This window comes from Bacillus sp. FJAT-27986, from assembly GCF_001685035.1.
Taxonomy (GTDB): domain Bacteria; phylum Bacillota; class Bacilli; order Bacillales; family Pradoshiaceae; genus Pradoshia.
On record NZ_MAYV01000014.1, the window covers coordinates 212,028 to 230,525 of the forward strand.

The window sequence follows — 18,498 nt, forward strand, 5'->3', positions numbered from 1 at the left end:
CTTCTAACCGTTAGCTGAAAAAGTATATATTCGTTTTCCATTTCCGAAATACCTTTTTTCATACTAAAAAACGAACGTATACAATACGTTCGTCTGTTATAATGCTATTCACGAAACACGATTCCACGCTTCGACTATATCACGATTAGAAAGGCTCCAACCAAAAGATATCCTATTGCTATATCCTACTTTAGTTGATCTATTTATGTACGCATATATCTAATTTTAAACCAAAGGCTGCCCATTTTAGTCTACTTATATGATCTGCCTTCTTGCAAATACTTTTGGTAGGCCTCTTTTACTTTATCTTTTCTTGGCTCATCTTTTAAAAGATAATTATGTACCTTAGTTATAAGGTATAAGCTTCTGACAAGACATCCTAATACTATTCCCAAAACAATTATACCGCCATATAAGTAGCCAAATATCGCAAAGGTAAAATACCCTATAACTATGCAGCCGACGATACAGAGTAACACTAACAATTCATCATCCCCTATTTATCTATATGGATAAATATACCACGAAAATGGATAAGTTCAGATGAAATTATTGATATTGATTCCTGAGCTGAATCGCTTTATCTGGGTCATCCGTAATAAATGCAGTGCATCCCACATTAAATAATCGCTTCATATCTGCTTTGCGGTTCACCGTATAAGGCCTGACTGCAATCCCAGCTTTCATAGATTCCTCAATGATTTCATTAGGTGCTGCTTTGTATTTTGGATGAATCCCTTTCGCTTTTATCGAGCTTGCATAAATCCAGGGCATATATAGCCCATCTGAGTATAATGGCGCTGTTTCAATCTCAGGAGCCAATCGATGACAATAGACCATACTATAGTGATTAAACGAGGACAAAACCGTCCTCTCTTCCATGTCATACTCACGAATCATTTCAATCACTTTTTCTTCCATGCCTGGATAGGGAAATACCCCATTTTTTAATTCAATGTTCAATAGTAAATCATTTGTAGCCAACCACTCCATAACTTCCCGAAGAGTAGGTATACTAGCAAATTCTACAGTTTTGGAGTTATTGGCAGCATTGAGCTTTTTAATCTCTGCAAGAGTAAAATCACGAACATTACCTTCTGAGTCTGTCGTACGGTCAACCGTTAGATCATGGATGACAACAAGCTCACCATCTTCCGTTAATTGTACATCCAATTCAATCCCATCTGCACCTGCATTAAAGGCTTCGATAAAAGAAATCATCGTGTTTTCCGGATACACAGCAGCATATCCTCTATGTCCAAATATTAATGTCAATATTCATACCTCCGTTCAAAACATATAAATTCCTATTCCCTATATCAGTTTATTTCATGCATCTATTTTATAGGACAGGATTTAGAATACAAACTAACAAAACCGGAGGAAGTAGGATATTTTCTCTGGAGGTAATTATTAAACAGTATTCCCGTAAAGGTAGCTGTTCTTTCATTTTCGAGTCTCACAAGATTAGGAAAATCTGCAAGGCATAAAGCTAGGGGAGTACATGAAGAAGGGGTTAAAACAAAACGGGTAAACTTTTGTAGCTAATATGTGGTATTTAATCCAGATTAAAGGTCAGATGATTAGAAAGAAAAGAAGTATCCATGCAAATTTCATTTCACAGATACCTCTTTATGATAATAAACCAGACAGTTGGTACATAAGGTTTATTAATTAATCGCGTCGCACCACTAAGGGTTAGATCACAAGTACGTCAATTACATATGATTAAGATGCTTTATGTTCGAGTCGAAGCTTATCAGCGACCATTGCAATAAACTCACTGTTTGTCGGTTTCGCTTTCGTCATACTGACTGTGTATCCAAATAATGAGGAGATGGATTCAATGTTTCCTCTGCTCCATGCGACCTCAATTGCATGTCGAATAGCACGTTCTACACGGCTCGCAGTAGTGTTGAATTTTTTCGCAATATCCGGATAAAGGACTTTAGTAATCGAACCAAGCAGTTCAATGTCGTTATAAACCATAGAAATTGCTTCACGTAAATACATATAGCCTTTAATATGCGCAGGTACCCCAATCTCGTGGATAATGCTAGTGATACTTGCATCAAGGTTTAGAGGCTTAGATTCCGATGGCTGACGCGGTGTATATGTGCTCGTTCTCGCTATGCCAGCACCCTTTTCACCTGTCTGTCTAATATGATTGACAAGGTTATCCATATCAAATGGTTTAAGTATAAAATATGACGCTCCTAGTTCAACCGCTTTTTTCGTAACATCTTCCTGGCCAAAAGCAGTTAACATGATGACATTCGGAACACTCGTTCCTTTTTGAGAATCTTTAATTCGCTCCAAAACGGCCAGACCATCCAAATGCGGCATGATAATATCAAGTACTAAAACATCCGGCGTTTGCTGTTCAAGCATGCTTAAACAATCCTGTCCATTATGGGCAACCCCTGTAATCTCCATATCCGGCTGTTCTGATATATACTCTTCCAATAAAGCAACAAGTTCACGATTGTCATCAACGACACATACTTTTATTTTTTTCAACCAGATATCCTCCTCAGACATTTCCTTTATTTTCTATCATTTCTAATCTTTATTCTAACCGAGAAATTCGACATTGCAATATAAAAAGCATTGAAAAAATGAAAAATACTTAAAATTATATATTAATACAAGTTTTGCTCCTGAATCCTCTTTATTTCGACTGTTTTCGTCTTAACATGCAAATAATATTATTCAATTGTCGAAAAATCTCCACTCTACTCCCCATTATACTACCAATAAAAGGAAAAAGCAGGCTGAATTACCCTGCTTTTTGATCCTTTTGATAGATATTAATACCTGCTTCATTGAGCATCCATTCAATATGAACCCCGTATCCGCTTGTTGGGTCGTTGACAAAAACATGCGTGACTGCGCCAATAACCTTCCCTTTTTGTATAATTGGACTCCCACTCATTCCTTGCACAATCCCGCCAGTTTTGCTTAATAAATCTTTATCGGTAACCTTCAAAACCATTCCTTTAGTTGCCGGAAATTTTTGCGGAATAGTACTGATTATCTCAATATCGAATTTCTCTACCTTATTTCCGTTCACAACTGTATAAATCTCAGCTGGTCCTTCTTCGACTTCATTTGATAAAGCAATTGGCATTGGTGTATCATTTACTCCATTGTCCACTTGCCGATTCAACCGTCCAAAAATACCGAATGGAGAATTACGGTTTATATTCCCGATTACTTCCCGATCAGCTGCAAAACGAGCCAGCTTTTCTCCAGGATTTCCATTGCTTCCTTTTTCTATCGAGGTAACGGTTGACTTAACAATTTGACCATCCTTCACTACAATTGGCTTTTTTGTATCCATATCAGAAATAACATGACCTAAAGCCCCATATTTTCTCGTCTGTGGATGGTAAAAGGTCATTGTACCTATACCCGCAGCTGAATCACGAATATATAACCCCAATTTAAATACTTTCTCATTCTTATCCTTTAAAGGAGATAATTGTTTGGTCAATTTTACATTATCCCGAAATATATCTACAATCAGCGGTTTATTATTCTTCTCAAATTCCTGAACGAAAGGAGCGACATCCTGCATTTTGGTAATTGGTTTCCCGTTTATAGCAGTAATAATATCTCCAACTTGCACTCCTGAAATCTCACCTGGCGAAAGGTTGCCTTTCTCGGTTGCTATTTGATGATGGCCTACCACAAGGACACCCAATGTATTCAATTTCACTCCAATGGATTGCCCTCCCGGAATTACCTTAAAATCCTTTAAAACCTCTATGTCAACCGTTTTAACAGGAATACCTGCAATATTAAAAACGACTTGGTTATACCCATTTTTAGAGCCCTTAATATTCAGAGCCTTGGAACGATTATCAATTAAAACTCCAGAGTTTGCAGAGACCACTTCTGCGTTAAGGAACTGGCTTTTTTTAAATGATTTATTTTGTCCTTCAAATAAAGTAAGTTTGGTGGGAATTTCAAAATATTTTTGCATTGGGTGGCTAAAAATAACGGCTAACAGCGAAACAAGGAGAAATACACCGAAACATTTTCTTATTGATATCGATTTCATCCATTCACTCTCCTCGTTTCTATGGCTACCCTTATAATTTTGCCGAGAGGGATTGACTTTATAACAAAAGTACAAAATAAAAAGCTACCCATTATGGATAGGAATAACAATGGTAAAATATTTACATAAGATAATTTTAATGAGGAGACAATAGTATTGAAAAAAACTGAGGAGAACGCTCCTCAGTTTGTCTTTATATTGTATTTAATTTGATCAGCCTGATTCAGCATTTCTTTTACATGCTCTTCTGTTAAAGCTGTTAATTCTTTACCGGAAATCATTCGGCCAATCTCTATTACTCGTTCCTCTTTTTCAAGCGGTTTGACATTCGTTTTTGTACGGCCTTCTGTAATTTCCTTAGAGATAAATAAATGAATGTCTGCCATAGCTGCTACCTGCGGCAAGTGACTGATACATAATACCTGCGAGCCTTCCGACACACGGTATATCTTTTCGGCTATTGCCTGTGCAACCCGTCCGCTGACTCCTGTATCTACTTCGTCGAAGATAATCGATGTGATTCCCTGGTGTTGAGAGAAGATATTTTTGATAGCCAGCATAATACGTGAAAGTTCTCCACCGGAGGCTGTTTTGGATAGCGGCTTTACAGGCTCGCCAGGGTTAGCAGAAATATAAAATTCCACCTGATCTATCCCGTTCTCACCAATAAGATTGGATTGATCTTGTCCAGAATGATGAAAATACACTTCAAATACGGCTTTATCCATGTACAGCTCTTTAAGTTCACGGTGGATTGCGTCCGTTAGAAGATGTGCATATTTTTGTCTCAGCTCTGACAGATTTGTGCCCTCTAGGATTACTTCTTTCTCTAAAGCTGATAGCTGGGTTTTTAATTTTTCAAGATGTGTTTCGCGATTCAATATCGTATCAATCTCTTCCTCAATGGTTGCAGCATACTCCAGAATTTCCTTGATCGTCTTACCATATTTCCGCTTCAAATGATTAATTTCATTAAGTCTTGCATCAATATCATGAAGTCTTTCAGGATCAAACTCCAATAAATCCAATTGGGAACGAATCGAGCTTGTTACATCCTCAAGAATATAAAACGCATTTTTCACTGATTCAGATAACTCTTTATATTGTTCATCAATGTGTTCAATTCCTTGTAGGTCTGTCATCGCATTACCGACCCAATCAAGTCCGCCATTCTCATTATTTAAGGACATATAGGAATTATGTAGACTTTGGTGAACCTTTTCAAAGTTACTCAGTTTATGCTTTTCCTCCATTAATTGCTCTTCTTCATCAATCTCCAATTCAGCCTTTTGGATCTCATCAAATTGAAATTGTATCAAATCAAGCCTGTGTGCCATTTTCTGCTCATTTTCACTTAATTTTTTCATTTGCTGACGGGTTTCATTATATTGCTTATAAAGCTTCCGATATTCAGTCAGAGATTGTTTAATATCCTGCTCGCCAAATTGATCCAATAAAGGGAGATGAAAATCGGGATCCATTAACTCCTGGTGTTCATGCTGTCCATGAATATCAATTAATTTTCTCCCTACCTCTCTTAAGGTTGAGATTGTAACCATCTTCCCATTGATTCGGCACACACTTTTCCCTGAGGTATACATATCTCTTCTGATAATAATTATATTGTCTTCAGATTCAATCCCAAATTCTTTTGCTTTCTCTATGGCTGGGTGTAATGAATCCGGCAACTGAAACAAACCTTCCAGTTCAGCTTTTTCTTCACCATGTCTTATGAATTCAGACGATCCTCGTCCACCGGCCAATAGCTGTACTGCATCAATGATTATAGATTTACCGGCACCTGTTTCACCAGTAAGTACAGTCAAACCTTTATCGAGGGAGAGCGTTTGTGATTCAATGATGGCGAAATTACGAATGGAGAGTTCCAATAACATCTTTCATCCCAACTTTCTTAAAGCATATCAAGAAAACGTTTTGATATGATTTCAGCATCTTTTTCATCTCTGCAAATAATTAAACATGTATCATCTCCGCAAATCGTTCCGAGAATCTCTTCCCAATCCAAATTGTCCATTAACACACCAATTGCCTGAGCATTACCTGGTAATGTTTTCATGACCAATAGATTGTTGGCTGAATCAATTCGCACGAACGCATCTACCAATGCCCGTTTAAGTTTTTGAAAAGGGTTAAAGCGCTGATCTGCTGGCAGGCTGTATTTATAGCGTCCATCCTGCATTGGTACTTTTGCAAGATGCAGTTCTTTTATGTCTCTTGATACAGTCGCTTGCGTAACATTTACCCCTTCCGCTCTTAAAATATCCACTAAATCATCTTGTGTTTCAATATTATTATTTGTAATGATTTCACGTATTTTTATATGTCTTTGACCTTTATTCATCTAGTTTGACACCTCTCAATATAATGCCTTTCATACCTAATGTTAGCGGATTTTGTCACAAAAGTACATGTATTTTATGTATTTTTATGCAAGGATTGCATAAGAAATAACCCCCATGGCAAAGCCACCGGGGGATTAAACATTTCACTTATCTTCACCTTTATTCGTTTTTAACGCTTCGTGTGCCGCTTCAACTACCTGCTCAAGATTCACGACTACATCTTGTGTACAATCGGAACCTTCCCCTGGCCAGTATAAATGGAATAAAAATTCAATATTTCCATCCCCGCCTGTAATGGGGCTAAAAGTAGCTTCTTTTAGTATATAGCCTTCCTGGATAGCAAAGTCTCGAATTTGCTCCACAACTTGAAGATGTACTTTTTTATCACGAATGATTCCTTTTTTTCCAACCTGCTCACGACCAGCTTCAAATTGCGGTTTTACAAGACTTACAACATCGCTTCCAGGTACTAGAATTCGTTTTAAAGCCGGTAAGATAAGCTTTAATGATATAAAAGAAACATCAATTGTAGCAAATTCTGGCAGCCCTTCAGTGAAATCCTCAGGTACTGAATGACGGAAGTTCGTTCTTTCCATTACGACTACCCGCGGATCCTGTCTCAGCTTCCAGGCCAGTTGGTTATAACCGACATCAACTGCATATGATTTTTTTGCACCGTTCTGCAGGGCACAGTCTGTGAACCCTCCTGTCGATGACCCAATATCAATCATTAACTTATCCTTAACGGAAATAGTAAATGTCTCCATAGCTTTTTCCAGCTTGTAGCCGCCTCTTGATACATAAGGCATTACTTGCCCTTTTATGGATAGCGGTGCATCGGTAGCTATTTTTTCACCAGCCTTGTCCATTCGCAGGTCATTTGAATAAACAATACCAGCCATCACTGCTCTTTTTGCCTTTTCTCTTGTTTCCGCTAATCCTCGTTCAACCAATAATACATCTACACGTTCTTTTTTCATATTTAATACGCCTTTTTCGTCACTTTATAGGTCATCTTAGATAATTTTTCTACCACTTGTTCAGCAGTTAGGTTGATATCATGAAGCAATTTACCAACGCTGCCATGTTCTACAAATTCATCCGGTATTCCAATTCTTTCGATATAGGCTTTATGGAATCCATTTTCCTCTGCAAATTCAAGTACTGCGCTTCCGAAACCTCCCTGAAGAACAGCTTCTTCTATTGTTAGGATTGGCAAATTGGCAGACATTAATTCTGAAAGCATTTCATGATCCAATGGTTTTATAAAACGAGCGTTTACTACCTTCACATGAATATTATCCTTCTGGAGTCTATCAGCTGCTTCCATCGCCATTGGAATGGTTGTGCCGAATGTTAATATGACAGCATCATTTCCTTCACGCAGGACCTCCCAAGTACCAATCGGGATTGTTTTTAGCTCTTCATCCATCGGAACACCCATACCATTTCCTCTCGGGAATCGCATGGCAATCGGACCATCATTATATTGAATAGCTGTATTCACCATATGCTGTCCTTCATTTTCATCTTTAGGCATCATAATGACCATATTAGGCATAGGGCGCAGGAAGGAAATATCAAATACACCCTGATGGGTTTCTCCATCTGCTCCAACAAGTCCTGCCCGATCAATTCCAATGAAGACATTTAATTTTTGTCGGCATATATCATGAAGAACCTGGTCATAAGCACGTTGCAGGAATGTAGAATAAATCGCCAGGAATGGCTTCATTCCCTGCGTGGCAAGTCCTGCAGCAACAGTAGTCGCATGCTGTTCCGCTATTCCGACATCAAACATTCGATCAGGGAATTCAGAAGCAAATCCGAGCAGCTTCGAACCTACCGGCATTGCCGGAGTAATCGCTACAATTCGCTCATCTTCTCTCGCCAATCTTCTGACTGTTTCGCTGACAAGTGCACTCCATGCAGGAGGTGCATTCAATTCCTTGATTATATCGCCTGTCTCGATTTTATATGGCCCCGTACCATGCCACGTACCAATTGCATCTGTTTCCGCAGGTTTATAACCTTTTCCTTTTTTCGTAATCACATGCAAAAGAACAGGACCTTTTGTTTTTTTAGCATATTTAAGGTTTTCAGACAAATCTTCAAAATCGTGTCCATCAACCGGACCTAAATAAGTAAAGCCCAGTTCCTCAAAAAACATTCCGGAAACAACCAGATACTTCAAACTGTCTTTTATACGTTCAGCTGTATTAGCAAGCTTGCCACCCACAGCCGGTATTTTTTTAAGCAGTTGTTCCAGCTCATCTTTAACATAGTTATATTTGCCTCCTGTCCGCATTCTTCCGAGAATAGAATGCAGGGCACCTACGTTTGGAGCAATGGACATCTCGTTATCATTTAAGATAACAATCATATCTTTTTTTTCATGTCCTATATGGTTTAATGCTTCAAGGGCCATACCACCTGTTAAAGCACCATCACCAATAATAGGAATGATAAAGCTTTTTTCTTTTTTCAAGTCACGAGCAATCGCCATACCCATTGCAGCTGACAAAGAAGTTGAGCTATGACCTGTCTCCCAAACATCATGCTCACTTTCATTCATCTTTGGAAATCCACACAGCCCTTTGTATTGACGGAGAGTTTCAAACTGACATGCCCGCCCTGTCAATATTTTATGAACATAAGACTGATGGCCGACATCCCACAAAAATTTATCCTTTGGGCTATTAAACTCCTTATGTAAGGCGAGCGTTAACTCTACTACACCCAAGTTTGGTCCAATATGCCCGCCGGTAACAGATAGTTGTTTAATTAAAAAATCCCTAATATCCTGTGCCAAAGACTCCAATTCCGCATTGGACATCTTTTTAAGAAAAGATGGGTCTTTTATGGATAGCATATCCATCAGGATCACTCACTTTCATTTCTTTTTCTTTTGAGTCTCTTTCCCTTATTTTCCTTTATAATAACAATTTGGAAATGTTCTTCGAGAATGTACAATACTTTGCCCACTGCAAATATAATATCCTTTGAATATCGAATAGCAAGGGTTTTGCCCATTGCTTTACCGCCCACTGTCAATGCTGCGATTAAACTCGTTAAAATAATCGAACCAACACTTTCAGCTACTGACGCTTCATTCCAGTCAAAGCTGATTGATAATTGCACAATCACAATTGCAGTTGCTGTTCCACTAACAATACCCGAAATATCCCCGATTACATCATTGCAGAAGCTTGCAAACCTATCGGCATTTCGAACGATCCGAATAGAATGCTTCGCTCCGTGTACCCGATTGGAGGCCATTGCATGAAAAGGAATTTCATCAGCAGCAGTAGCTGCAATACCAATCATATCAAAGAAGATACCAATAAGTACAATGCTAAGAACAATCGCCAAACCACTTATCCAACCAACGCCATTTAAAGCTACGGTAGATACGACTGTAAATATAGCTGCAAGAAGAAACGTAATAACGGTAATCGTAACTGTCCATCTGGCTGATTCTTTCAATATTTTTTTCATAATATATATACTCTAACCATCCTATATGCAAAATAAAGCCTGCTATCAGCAAGCTTTTAAAGTAATTTTTATAGGAGAGTGGTCATATAGGAAGTTAATTTTACGGCTTAGGTCCAGTAGGATTTCCCAGTCAGTTACCGAATGTCGCCATATCGGCGGTTCCCCTTTAAATCTGACTCAACTGCGTTTCCGTCAATTGGACTGGATTGCCACTTAGTCCGTACCTTAATCCTTCATATATGTCATTGAACAGTCTAGGAGATTTCCCCGACAGCCCTTAACCAATTCTTTAGCCTCTTTTGCAAAGCCGATTTCATGCGATGGCAGTAGATATATCAATGGCCAACTGATGTATATACGCTCCTTTCGCAATCCCCTCAAACTTCACTCAAGGCAGGCTACGCTGCACACAGTTTCCTGTTTATGCAGGTTTTCCAATATTCCAATTTATTTTCAAATCAGAATAAAGCCTCCGCGAAACCAGGGTCAACGCCCACATGCCATTGTGGATCGCCCTAATTCCTTACTTCCTGAATCGACCCAAAGCTGGGCGCCCCGAGCCAATCCAAGAACCATCATCGATGTGCCCTTTAGTGAATTTTTAGGCTCACTCTCCAGAACGGTAGACCGACTAGAATACTGCACCACTCTTAGATACCAAAAAGTATAGCATACATCATAATTCTAGGTAAGTGGATTTGGATGGAAAACCTTCCAAATCAATGGTCACGGTTTGCTACCAATTCAACAAACTTCAGTAATAAGGTCTCATTAAAATCAATTTCGGAAAGTAATATTCTTGCTGAATGAATATGCTGATCCAGCATTATTTTAGCTTTATCCATTGTTAAAAGGGATGGATATGTACTTTTATGATTAGTAACATCGCTTCCTACAGGTTTACCTATTACACTTTCGGAACCCTCAACATCAAGAATATCATCGCGGATTTGGAAAGCAAGGCCAAGATGGCGGGAAAACTCCCTTAGCTTCTCCTTCTGTTCCAAGCTTGCTCCCGCAAGTATGGCTCCGGCCATAATGCTGTACCCAAGTAGTTTACCAGTCTTATTTTCATGGATATACTCAAGACCCTGTAAATCAACACCATTTTCCTCTGCTTCTATATCGGCCACTTGACCCCCAACCATGCCCTCAGCTCCGGCTGCTCTCGCCAATTCAAGAACTAACTCAAGTTTGACTGACGGGTTTATTTCATATTTAGACTGATTAGCAACGACTTCAAATGCTAATGTAAGGAGTGCATCGCCCGCCAGGACTGCCATTCCCTCTCCAAATACCTTATGGTTCGTTGGCTTGCCTCTTCTTAGGTCATCATTATCCATACACGGGAGATCGTCGTGAATCAATGAATACGTATGTATCATTTCAATAGCACATGCTGTATCAAGGCCAATCTCTCCCTCTTTGCCAAAGGCATGTAAAACAGCCAGCACTAATAAAGGCCTTAGTCTTTTTCCGCCGGCTTCCAAAGAATAACCCATTGCCTTTTGGAGAGTTGACGGGGTATTTAAATTAGAGACGATTTCTTCCATCCTTGACTCAATTTGATGTTTATTACTATTTAAGAAGGAAGCAAACTCTTCCATGTTACTCCTCCTCATCAATGGAAAATGGCTTAAACGCATCTTCTTTCATAATTAACGTTAATTGCTCTTCAGCTGTTTTAAGCTTATCATGACACCATTTGGATAACTCCATTCCTTCTTTGTAAAGATTAATCGACTCTTCCAATGGTACTTCTCCATCCTCGAGTCGCGCCACGATTCCTTCAAGCTTAGACATTGCCTCTTCAAATGTGATAGCAACCTCTTCCTTTTTACTCATATCAATCACTCTCCCTAATATCATTAACCGTACAGTCGATTTCACCGTCTTGTACAACAACTGTTATTTGATCGCCTATTTTTACAGACTCAGTTGATTTTATCAAGTTATCTTCATCTTTATAAACCAGTCCAAACCCCTTTTCCATAATCTTAAGAGGGCTGACTGCCTCAAGAAGCGTTACCGTATTCAAATAATCCCGCTGTTTACTTTTAACTGTATGGACAGCCGCACGGGTCATGCGAGACTCTATTTGTTCAATTTCACGTATTTTTCTCGATATCGAATTCAATGGAATATTACGCTCCACCGCTTTCGTGAGTGCCAACAATTGGTCTTGTTTACGTTCGAAATAAAGCTTGCTGTTCCGTGAAATACGCTCCGCCACTCTATCCAGCTGCTCTAATTTTTGTTGATATAACAGGTGGGGATATTTGAAAGCATATGATTTATGAATAGCAGACAAGCGATTTTTCTCTGTTTCAATCCGCTGATTAGAGTAACGAATCAGCTTCGTTTCCATTATAGTAATCCGTTCTGCAATATCACTTACCCTTGGCGCTGCCATTTCTGCTGCCCCAGTAGGAGTAGGAGCTCTTAAATCAGCTACAAAATCACTGATCGTTGTATCTGTTTCATGGCCAACAGCTGAAATAATCGGTATTTTAGAAGCATAGATAGCTCTTGCGACTATTTCTTCATTAAATGCCCATAATTCTTCAATAGATCCACCGCCCCGACCGACAATTAAGACATCAATCGGATACTCATTTGCTTGTTCAATCGCTTTTACGATAGAGGGTGCTGCCTGTTTCCCTTGAACTAAAGCCGGAAAGATCAAAATTTCCCCAATTGGATAACGCCTTTTTAAGGTCGTAATAATATCGCGAATCGCAGCTCCAGTTGGAGACGTAATCACTCCAATTTTAGCCGGAAACAGGGGGATTGGCTTTTTATACATCCTTTGAAAGAGTCCTTCTTGCTCGAGCTTTTTCTTCAACTGCTCAAATGCAATAAAGAGCTCTCCAATCCCATCAGGCATCATTTCTTTTATGTACATTTGATATCCGCCGGTAGGTTCATAAACACGTATTTCTCCTCGCAACAGAACCTTCATCCCGTTTTCAGGAGTAAACGCGAGCGATTGTGCAGATTTAGCAAACATCACCGCATTAATTCTTGATTTATCATCCTTTAATGTCAAGTACATATGACCGCTGGAATGCTTTTTGAAATTTGATATTTCTCCCTTTACATAAATATCCGCAAGATGAGGATCTGCATCAAATTTTCGTTTAATATACTTGGTTAAGGCGGCCACAGTTAAATATTGATTTTTCTCCATTTTATATATGGCCTCCTTCTTCGAATTATTATTTTACACATAAAAAAGCTGCCGTAAATGTTATTATAGCAATTTTCGGCAGCTTTTTATAATCATACTCTTTATTATTTTACAAAGATTTTTTAGCAACTTGAACCGTATTATACATGAGCATCGTAATTGTCATCGGACCAACACCACCGGGAACAGGCGTGATATAAGATGCTTTGTGTATGACATCATCAAAATCGACATCACCGCATAATTTATTCGATTCATCCCTGTTCATACCCACATCAATTACTATAGCGCCTTCTTTTATATCATCCGCTTTAATCATTTTAGCAATTCCCACCGCTGCAATCAGGATATCGGCCTGCTTAGTGAAGTGTCTCAGATCGACTGTTTTTGAATGACAATAGGTTACTGTCGCATTCTCATTTAAAAATAGCTGTCCGACAGGTTTGCCGACAATATTACTTCGACCCACAACCACAACATGTTTACCGGCAATCTCAATTCCTGTTTTTTGTACCATTTTTAATATCCCAAATGGTGTACAAGGCAACAATGCCTCCTGCTTGGTCATCATTCGGCCAATATTAATTGGGTGAAAACCATCTACATCCTTAGCAGGATCAATCGTTTCAATTACCCGTTTTTCATCAATATGCCCCGGTAAAGGTAACTGAACTAAAATCCCATGGATATCCGGACGATGATTCAGCTCTACAAGCTTATCAAGAAGCCTGTCTTCGGAAATAGATGCAGGGTAGGTGATCAACTCGGATTTCATCGCCAATTGTTCACATGCTTTTTCTTTATTTCGCACATATGTTTGCGATGCCTGATCGTCACCGACCAGGATAACCGCAAGACCTGGTATAATGCCGTTTTCTTTTAATAATTCAACTTCACTTGCAATCTCTTCGCGGATTGTTGCTGATATCGATTTCCCGTTAAGTATCTGTGCCGGCATGACAGCAGCTCCCCCTTAAAATCTTATCATCTTTTCTATTTATAAAGATTCTTTTATCTTGGATAATACTGCATTAATAAACTTCGGAGACTGATCATCCCCAAATAGTTTAGCTAATTCGATTGCTTCGTTAATGGCAGCGTTCTGCGGAACTTCTTCGTTGAATAACAGTTCGTATGTAGTTATTCTTAAAATATTACGATCTATATTAGAAAGACGGTCCAATTTCCAATTCTCTAAATTGGATATAATAAGACTATCTATCTTTTCCAACTGATCTGTCGTTCCATTTACCAATTGAACCAAATAGGGATCTGCCTCTGATTCTTCCACCACATGTTCTATAGCTAGTTCTCTTTCTACTTTCCCAACGTCTATTTGAAAAAGAGCTTGAAGAGCTTTTTCTCTTGCCTCTCTGCGTTTCATGAATAATTCTTACTCCTTTACTTTCGAAAAGTACACTAAACTTTGTGCACCTCGTATCATATATGAAATCATACCACATCATGACAAGTAAAGGTAGTATAGTAACATCATTTAAAGATTGTCATTAAGTGATTTACTATTAACTTACCTGCAGATGCGAACGACATCTTAGATCTCCCATTATTTCCCTTATGGTGAACTATATACAAAATTTGTTTCCAAAAAATAAAAGCACTCAGTATGGCTGATCTACCCCAAGAAAGTTAGATGAATACCTAACTTAATATAGGGAAGTTCAGTTCTGAGTGCTTTTTAGTCGGTGCGTCAGTGCCACAATGAGGGCAGCCTATACACCATTAGTTATACAATTATTTAGATTGTATCCTGGTAATCTGATTCAGCTTTAGCTGTTTCAAATTGAATGCCAACAATATGAATATTCACTTCAGTTGCTTCAAGAGCAGTCATATTTAATAATGTTTGGCGGATATTCTCCTGTGCTTCCTGAGCTACTTTCGGGATAGATACACCGAATTTCACAAGGCAATAAACATCAATTTTAATGCTGTCCTCATTAAGTTCAACTTTTACACCTTTGCCATGATTCTTTTTACCAAGCTTTTCTACAACACCTGAAGCAAAATTACCTCGCATTTGGGCAATTCCTTCTACTTCACTTGCTGCTATACCAGTGATCACCTCAATAACTTCAGGGGCAATTTCAACCTTGCCCAATCCATCATCATAGCTCTCTAAATCTACTGTTTGATTTTGTTCCATGTCATACACCTCCAAATCTTCTACCTCTATTATGGATTCATAACGTCATAAGTTTCAAGAAATTTTGTGTTAAAATCTCCAGAAACAAAAACATCATGGTTCATTAACCTTAAATGAAAGGGTATGGTTGTTTCAATACCTTCGACTACAAATTCTGATAATGCACGTTTCATTTTTTGAACAGCTTCGTCTCTCGTTGGAGCATGGACTATCAATTTTGCTACCATAGAATCGTAATATGGAGGAATAAAATAGCCTGTATATGCTGCCGAATCAACCCTTACGCCAAATCCACCTGGGGGTAAATACATTTCCACTTGACCCGCTGACGGCATAAAATTTTTATTCGGATTTTCCGCATTGATTCTGCATTCAATTGCCCAACCGTTAAATTGAACATCATTTTGCTCAACCGATAATTTTTCACCGGAGGCTACTCTGATTTGCTCCTTAATTAAATCAATTCCAGTCACCATCTCTGTAACAGGATGTTCAACTTGAATCCTTGTATTCATTTCCATGAAATAAAATTTTCGCTTGTGATGATCGAAAATAAACTCAACTGTTCCCGCTCCGGTATAATCGACAGCTTTTGCTGCAGTCACTGCCGCTTCGCCCATTTCGGCTCTCATTTCACTATCAATTGCAGGCGAAGGTGTTTCTTCTACGAGCTTTTGCATTCTTCTTTGAATTGAACAATCTCTTTCACCCAGATGGATGACATTCCCAAACGTGTCCCCTAAAACCTGAATTTCAACATGGCGGAAATCTTCAATAAATTTTTCAATATAAACACCGGGATTGCCAAAAGCAGTTAATGCCTCTTGGCGGGTAATGCGAAAACCTTTTAGCAGATCGGCTTCATCTCTTGCTATTCGAATCCCTTTACCGCCGCCCCCGGCAGTCGCTTTAATAATGACCGGATATCCGATGTCAGAAGCAACCTGAATGGCAGCATCTTCATCATCCACAATTCCTCTCGAACCTGGCACTACCGGTACACCGGCCGCGCGCATGGTCTCTCTAGCTACATCCTTTGTACCCATTTTTGAAATGGCATCCGCTGACGGGCCAATAAAAATCAGATGACATTCTTTACACATTTCGGCGAAATCAGCATTTTCGGCTAAAAAGCCGTAGCCAGGATGAATAGCATCACATCCTGTTAATTTTGCCAGACTGATTATATTTACCTTATTTAAATAACTGTCCTTAGAGGCAGTGGGCCCAATACAGTAGGCTTCATCCGCAATTTGTACATGCAGGGCAGTTTTATCAGCTTCAGAATAAACAGCTACCGTTTCAATATCTAATTCCTTGCAGGCGCGGATAATTCGAACGGCAATTTCACCACGGTTTGCAATTAGTACTTTCTTTATCATGAGTCGGTTCCTCCTATTCGGCTTTTACTAAAAACAGAGGTTGACCGTATTCAATCAATTGGCCATCTTCCACCAATACTTCCACAATCTCACCGGAAACTTCAGCCTCAATTTCATTAAACAATTTCATCGCTTCCACAATGCAAACAATTGTATCCTTCTTAACTTTTTCACCAATTTTTATGTATGGGTCTTCATCAGGCGATGATGCTCCATAAAATGTGCCAACCATTGGCGAAGTAATCTTGTGAAGGTTGGATGGTTGTTCTGTTTTTTCTCCCACAACAGGCGGTTTCTCTTCTATACTCTCAGATTGAACCTCTTGTTTAGATACAGATTGTACTGCCGGTGCAGGCACTGGTGCATCTGTTGGTTGTATACTGTTTTCTAATCCAGTACTTTTAATAATTTTTATTTTTGTACCCTCTTGTTCAAACTCAAACTCATTAATAGTTGTTTGGTTAATTAATTTTATAATTTCTCTTATTTCCTGTACTTTCATCAGGAACCACCCCTCCTATTTATGACCAGATACTAATATAATACTATAATAGCTGGTAGAAATTCAATTTTGATAAATAGATACCCCTTTTGCAATTTTCTAATTTTTGTTAAAAAGATTATTAAAAAAATCCAGTTATTCAGTCTGTATGCGCATACAAAACTTACTCTAGCTGCTTGATTCGGCAATGAAGTGAGTAGTTTATTTCCTCAAAAAAAGCATTTAAATTTCACTAGTAAAATCTCTATAGATCAATTTAGAAGCTTTCCTAATTTAACTCCCTCCTCTGCTTTCTCTTATGGCAGGTTATTTACAAGTTCGATAAAAACACCTCACAATCCTTTTTATTTACATATAAAATTATTGGATTGTTTACTAAAACTAATAATCCCACCCTGAGATGAGCTACGTTAAATATCTGTAAAACTATATAAACAGAATTTTGCCGGCCTGCTTTTAAAGAGTTTCCTAATCTCTCTGGACGTATTCCAGATAATCACAGATTACCTAAAATCCTTTTTCAGATACGCCAACTTGTCCGATTCCATTTTTATTTACTGATGGCTACACAGAGTATAGCTTCCTGCCAATACTAACATTTTGAGAACACTGTTCACCTGATTACGCTCCATCATTTGCTGGTAGTTGTGATTTGAATTATATAAACTAGCAATTATGGAGGGGAATTGGCTTTTAACTCTTTCCTTACACCAAAAACGATATCGGCAGCTCACCGATATCGTTTCATAGATTGGTATTATTTTTCCGGTTGAAATTCAACAGCAACTGCATTTGTTTTGCCAATTTCTTTTGTGACCATTTGGATAATTTCATTTGCAGCCCCTGCATCCTGTTTATCAGCTTTTACAGTAATTTGAATTTGATCACCATCAGCCCTTACCAATGCGTCTTTATAACCAAGCGCAATAATCATCGTCTCTAGCATATCCTCTTTTGTGGACATTTCGGCCAATGCCTCAATCTGTGCGTGTGCTTCCACTCTCTCTTCTTCCGATAAATCGCTTGAAGCAACTTTATTTGTCAGTTCCTCTTTCTGCCTGCTTCTTTCATCATTCAGATCAATACGCATCGCTTCAAAAATAGAATCACTTGATTCATTTGTTATAACTGTGGAAGACTCTTCATTTTCAGTTGAATCTTTAGACGAATTTGTATTTGTTTTTTCTTTCGTAGTCTGAGTATCCTGTTCCTGATTTACCGCTGTATCCTGTGGTGTTGTTATATAATATACACTTAGCACCGCCACCAAACTTAACATCGTCAATAACCAAACTGTTTGCTTTCTTAACAACATATTTTTCCTCCTTAAAAT

At 38.6% G+C, this 18,498-nt stretch carries 17 protein-coding genes; all 17 read right to left on the reverse strand.

What is annotated here, in order from left to right; all coding sequences use genetic code 11:
• Positions 1-549: 549 nt before the first annotated feature.
• The 17 genes from A8L44_RS09690 to A8L44_RS09770 all read right to left on the reverse strand — a co-directional run bounded on the left by A8L44_RS09690 (position 550) and on the right by A8L44_RS09770 (position 18,480).
• On the reverse strand, positions 550-1,275 hold the full coding sequence (locus A8L44_RS09690; RefSeq protein ID WP_066104917.1) for a glycerophosphodiester phosphodiesterase: 726 nt from the start codon (positions 1,273-1,275) through the stop codon (positions 550-552).
• A gap of 453 nt (positions 1,276-1,728) precedes the next feature.
• On the reverse strand, positions 1,729-2,520 hold the full coding sequence (gene spo0A / locus A8L44_RS09695) for a sporulation transcription factor Spo0A (protein WP_066104919.1): 792 nt from the start codon (positions 2,518-2,520) through the stop codon (positions 1,729-1,731).
• A gap of 259 nt (positions 2,521-2,779) precedes the next feature.
• A complete protein-coding gene (spoIVB, locus tag A8L44_RS09700; protein ID WP_066104920.1) occupies positions 2,780-4,066 on the reverse strand; it encodes a SpoIVB peptidase in 1,287 nt (428 codons plus the stop codon).
• A 182-nt stretch (positions 4,067-4,248) separates the two neighbouring features.
• The gene (gene recN / locus A8L44_RS09705; RefSeq protein ID WP_066104921.1) at positions 4,249-5,961 is read right to left on the reverse strand and encodes a DNA repair protein RecN; all 1,713 of its coding nucleotides are present in this window, start codon (positions 5,959-5,961) and stop codon (positions 4,249-4,251) included.
• A gap of 17 nt (positions 5,962-5,978) precedes the next feature.
• Positions 5,979-6,428: a transcriptional regulator AhrC/ArgR gene (gene ahrC / locus A8L44_RS09710; protein WP_066104923.1), complete on the reverse strand. Its 450-nt coding sequence runs from the start codon at positions 6,426-6,428 to the stop codon at positions 5,979-5,981.
• A 144-nt stretch (positions 6,429-6,572) separates the two neighbouring features.
• Positions 6,573-7,409, reverse strand: coding sequence for a TlyA family RNA methyltransferase (locus A8L44_RS09715; protein ID WP_066104926.1), 837 nt, complete (start codon positions 7,407-7,409; stop codon positions 6,573-6,575).
• Between the two features lie 2 nt (positions 7,410-7,411).
• Positions 7,412-9,307, reverse strand: coding sequence for a 1-deoxy-D-xylulose-5-phosphate synthase (dxs, locus tag A8L44_RS09720; protein ID WP_066104929.1), 1,896 nt, complete (start codon positions 9,305-9,307; stop codon positions 7,412-7,414).
• A 5-nt stretch (positions 9,308-9,312) separates the two neighbouring features.
• On the reverse strand, positions 9,313-9,927 hold the full coding sequence (locus tag A8L44_RS09725) for a hypothetical protein (protein WP_066104932.1): 615 nt from the start codon (positions 9,925-9,927) through the stop codon (positions 9,313-9,315).
• Positions 9,928-10,646: 719 nt separating this feature from the next.
• Positions 10,647-11,534, reverse strand: a complete 888-nt coding sequence (locus tag A8L44_RS09730) for a polyprenyl synthetase family protein (RefSeq protein WP_066104933.1) — start codon at positions 11,532-11,534, stop codon at positions 10,647-10,649.
• A gap of 1 nt (position 11,535) precedes the next feature.
• Positions 11,536-11,772 (reverse strand): exodeoxyribonuclease VII small subunit, encoded by a 237-nt coding sequence (gene xseB, locus A8L44_RS09735; protein ID WP_066104937.1) that lies wholly within the window; start codon positions 11,770-11,772, stop codon positions 11,536-11,538.
• A 1-nt stretch (position 11,773) separates the two neighbouring features.
• Positions 11,774-13,117 carry an exodeoxyribonuclease VII large subunit gene (gene xseA / locus A8L44_RS09740; protein WP_066104940.1) on the reverse strand — a complete coding sequence of 448 codons (1,344 nt, stop codon included), beginning with the start codon at positions 13,115-13,117 and terminating at the stop codon, positions 11,774-11,776.
• Positions 13,118-13,226: 109 nt separating this feature from the next.
• Complete coding sequence (gene folD / locus A8L44_RS09745) at positions 13,227-14,075, reverse strand: bifunctional methylenetetrahydrofolate dehydrogenase/methenyltetrahydrofolate cyclohydrolase FolD (protein ID WP_066104942.1); 849 nt, start codon at positions 14,073-14,075, stop codon at positions 13,227-13,229.
• A 39-nt stretch (positions 14,076-14,114) separates the two neighbouring features.
• The gene (gene nusB, locus A8L44_RS09750; protein ID WP_066104944.1) at positions 14,115-14,501 is read right to left on the reverse strand and encodes a transcription antitermination factor NusB; all 387 of its coding nucleotides are present in this window, start codon (positions 14,499-14,501) and stop codon (positions 14,115-14,117) included.
• A gap of 372 nt (positions 14,502-14,873) precedes the next feature.
• The gene (locus A8L44_RS09755; protein WP_066104947.1) at positions 14,874-15,281 is read right to left on the reverse strand and encodes an Asp23/Gls24 family envelope stress response protein; all 408 of its coding nucleotides are present in this window, start codon (positions 15,279-15,281) and stop codon (positions 14,874-14,876) included.
• Between the two features lie 29 nt (positions 15,282-15,310).
• Complete coding sequence (gene accC / locus A8L44_RS09760) at positions 15,311-16,663, reverse strand: acetyl-CoA carboxylase biotin carboxylase subunit (protein ID WP_066104950.1); 1,353 nt, start codon at positions 16,661-16,663, stop codon at positions 15,311-15,313.
• 13 nt (positions 16,664-16,676) lie between these two features.
• Entirely contained in the window at positions 16,677-17,168 is a 492-nt protein-coding gene (gene accB / locus A8L44_RS09765) for an acetyl-CoA carboxylase biotin carboxyl carrier protein (RefSeq protein ID WP_066104953.1), read from the reverse strand.
• A 754-nt stretch (positions 17,169-17,922) separates the two neighbouring features.
• Positions 17,923-18,480 (reverse strand): SpoIIIAH-like family protein, encoded by a 558-nt coding sequence (locus tag A8L44_RS09770; protein WP_066104956.1) that lies wholly within the window; start codon positions 18,478-18,480, stop codon positions 17,923-17,925.
• Positions 18,481-18,498: the final 18 nt, after the last annotated feature.

Coding starts and splice junctions, on each gene's coding strand:
- spoIVB (WP_066104920.1), bottom strand. CDS start 4,066: ATGAAATCGATATCAATAAGAAAATGTTTCGGTGTATTTCTCCTTGTT.
- recN (WP_066104921.1), bottom strand. CDS start 5,961: ATGTTATTGGAACTCTCCATTCGTAATTTCGCCATCATTGAATCACAA.
- ahrC (WP_066104923.1), bottom strand. CDS start 6,428: ATGAATAAAGGTCAAAGACATATAAAAATACGTGAAATCATTACAAAT.
- A8L44_RS09715 (WP_066104926.1), bottom strand. CDS start 7,409: ATGAAAAAAGAACGTGTAGATGTATTATTGGTTGAACGAGGATTAGCG.
- dxs (WP_066104929.1), bottom strand. CDS start 9,307: ATGGATATGCTATCCATAAAAGACCCATCTTTTCTTAAAAAGATGTCC.
- A8L44_RS09725 (WP_066104932.1), bottom strand. CDS start 9,927: ATGAAAAAAATATTGAAAGAATCAGCCAGATGGACAGTTACGATTACC.
- A8L44_RS09730 (WP_066104933.1), bottom strand. CDS start 11,534: ATGGAAGAGTTTGCTTCCTTCTTAAATAGTAATAAACATCAAATTGAG.
- xseB (WP_066104937.1), bottom strand. CDS start 11,772: ATGAGTAAAAAGGAAGAGGTTGCTATCACATTTGAAGAGGCAATGTCT.
- xseA (WP_066104940.1), bottom strand. CDS start 13,117: ATGGAGAAAAATCAATATTTAACTGTGGCCGCCTTAACCAAGTATATT.
- folD (WP_066104942.1), bottom strand. CDS start 14,075: ATGCCGGCACAGATACTTAACGGGAAATCGATATCAGCAACAATCCGC.
- nusB (WP_066104944.1), bottom strand. CDS start 14,501: ATGAAACGCAGAGAGGCAAGAGAAAAAGCTCTTCAAGCTCTTTTTCAA.
- A8L44_RS09755 (WP_066104947.1), bottom strand. CDS start 15,281: ATGGAACAAAATCAAACAGTAGATTTAGAGAGCTATGATGATGGATTG.
- accC (WP_066104950.1), bottom strand. CDS start 16,663: ATGATAAAGAAAGTACTAATTGCAAACCGTGGTGAAATTGCCGTTCGA.
- A8L44_RS09770 (WP_066104956.1), bottom strand. CDS start 18,480: ATGTTGTTAAGAAAGCAAACAGTTTGGTTATTGACGATGTTAAGTTTG.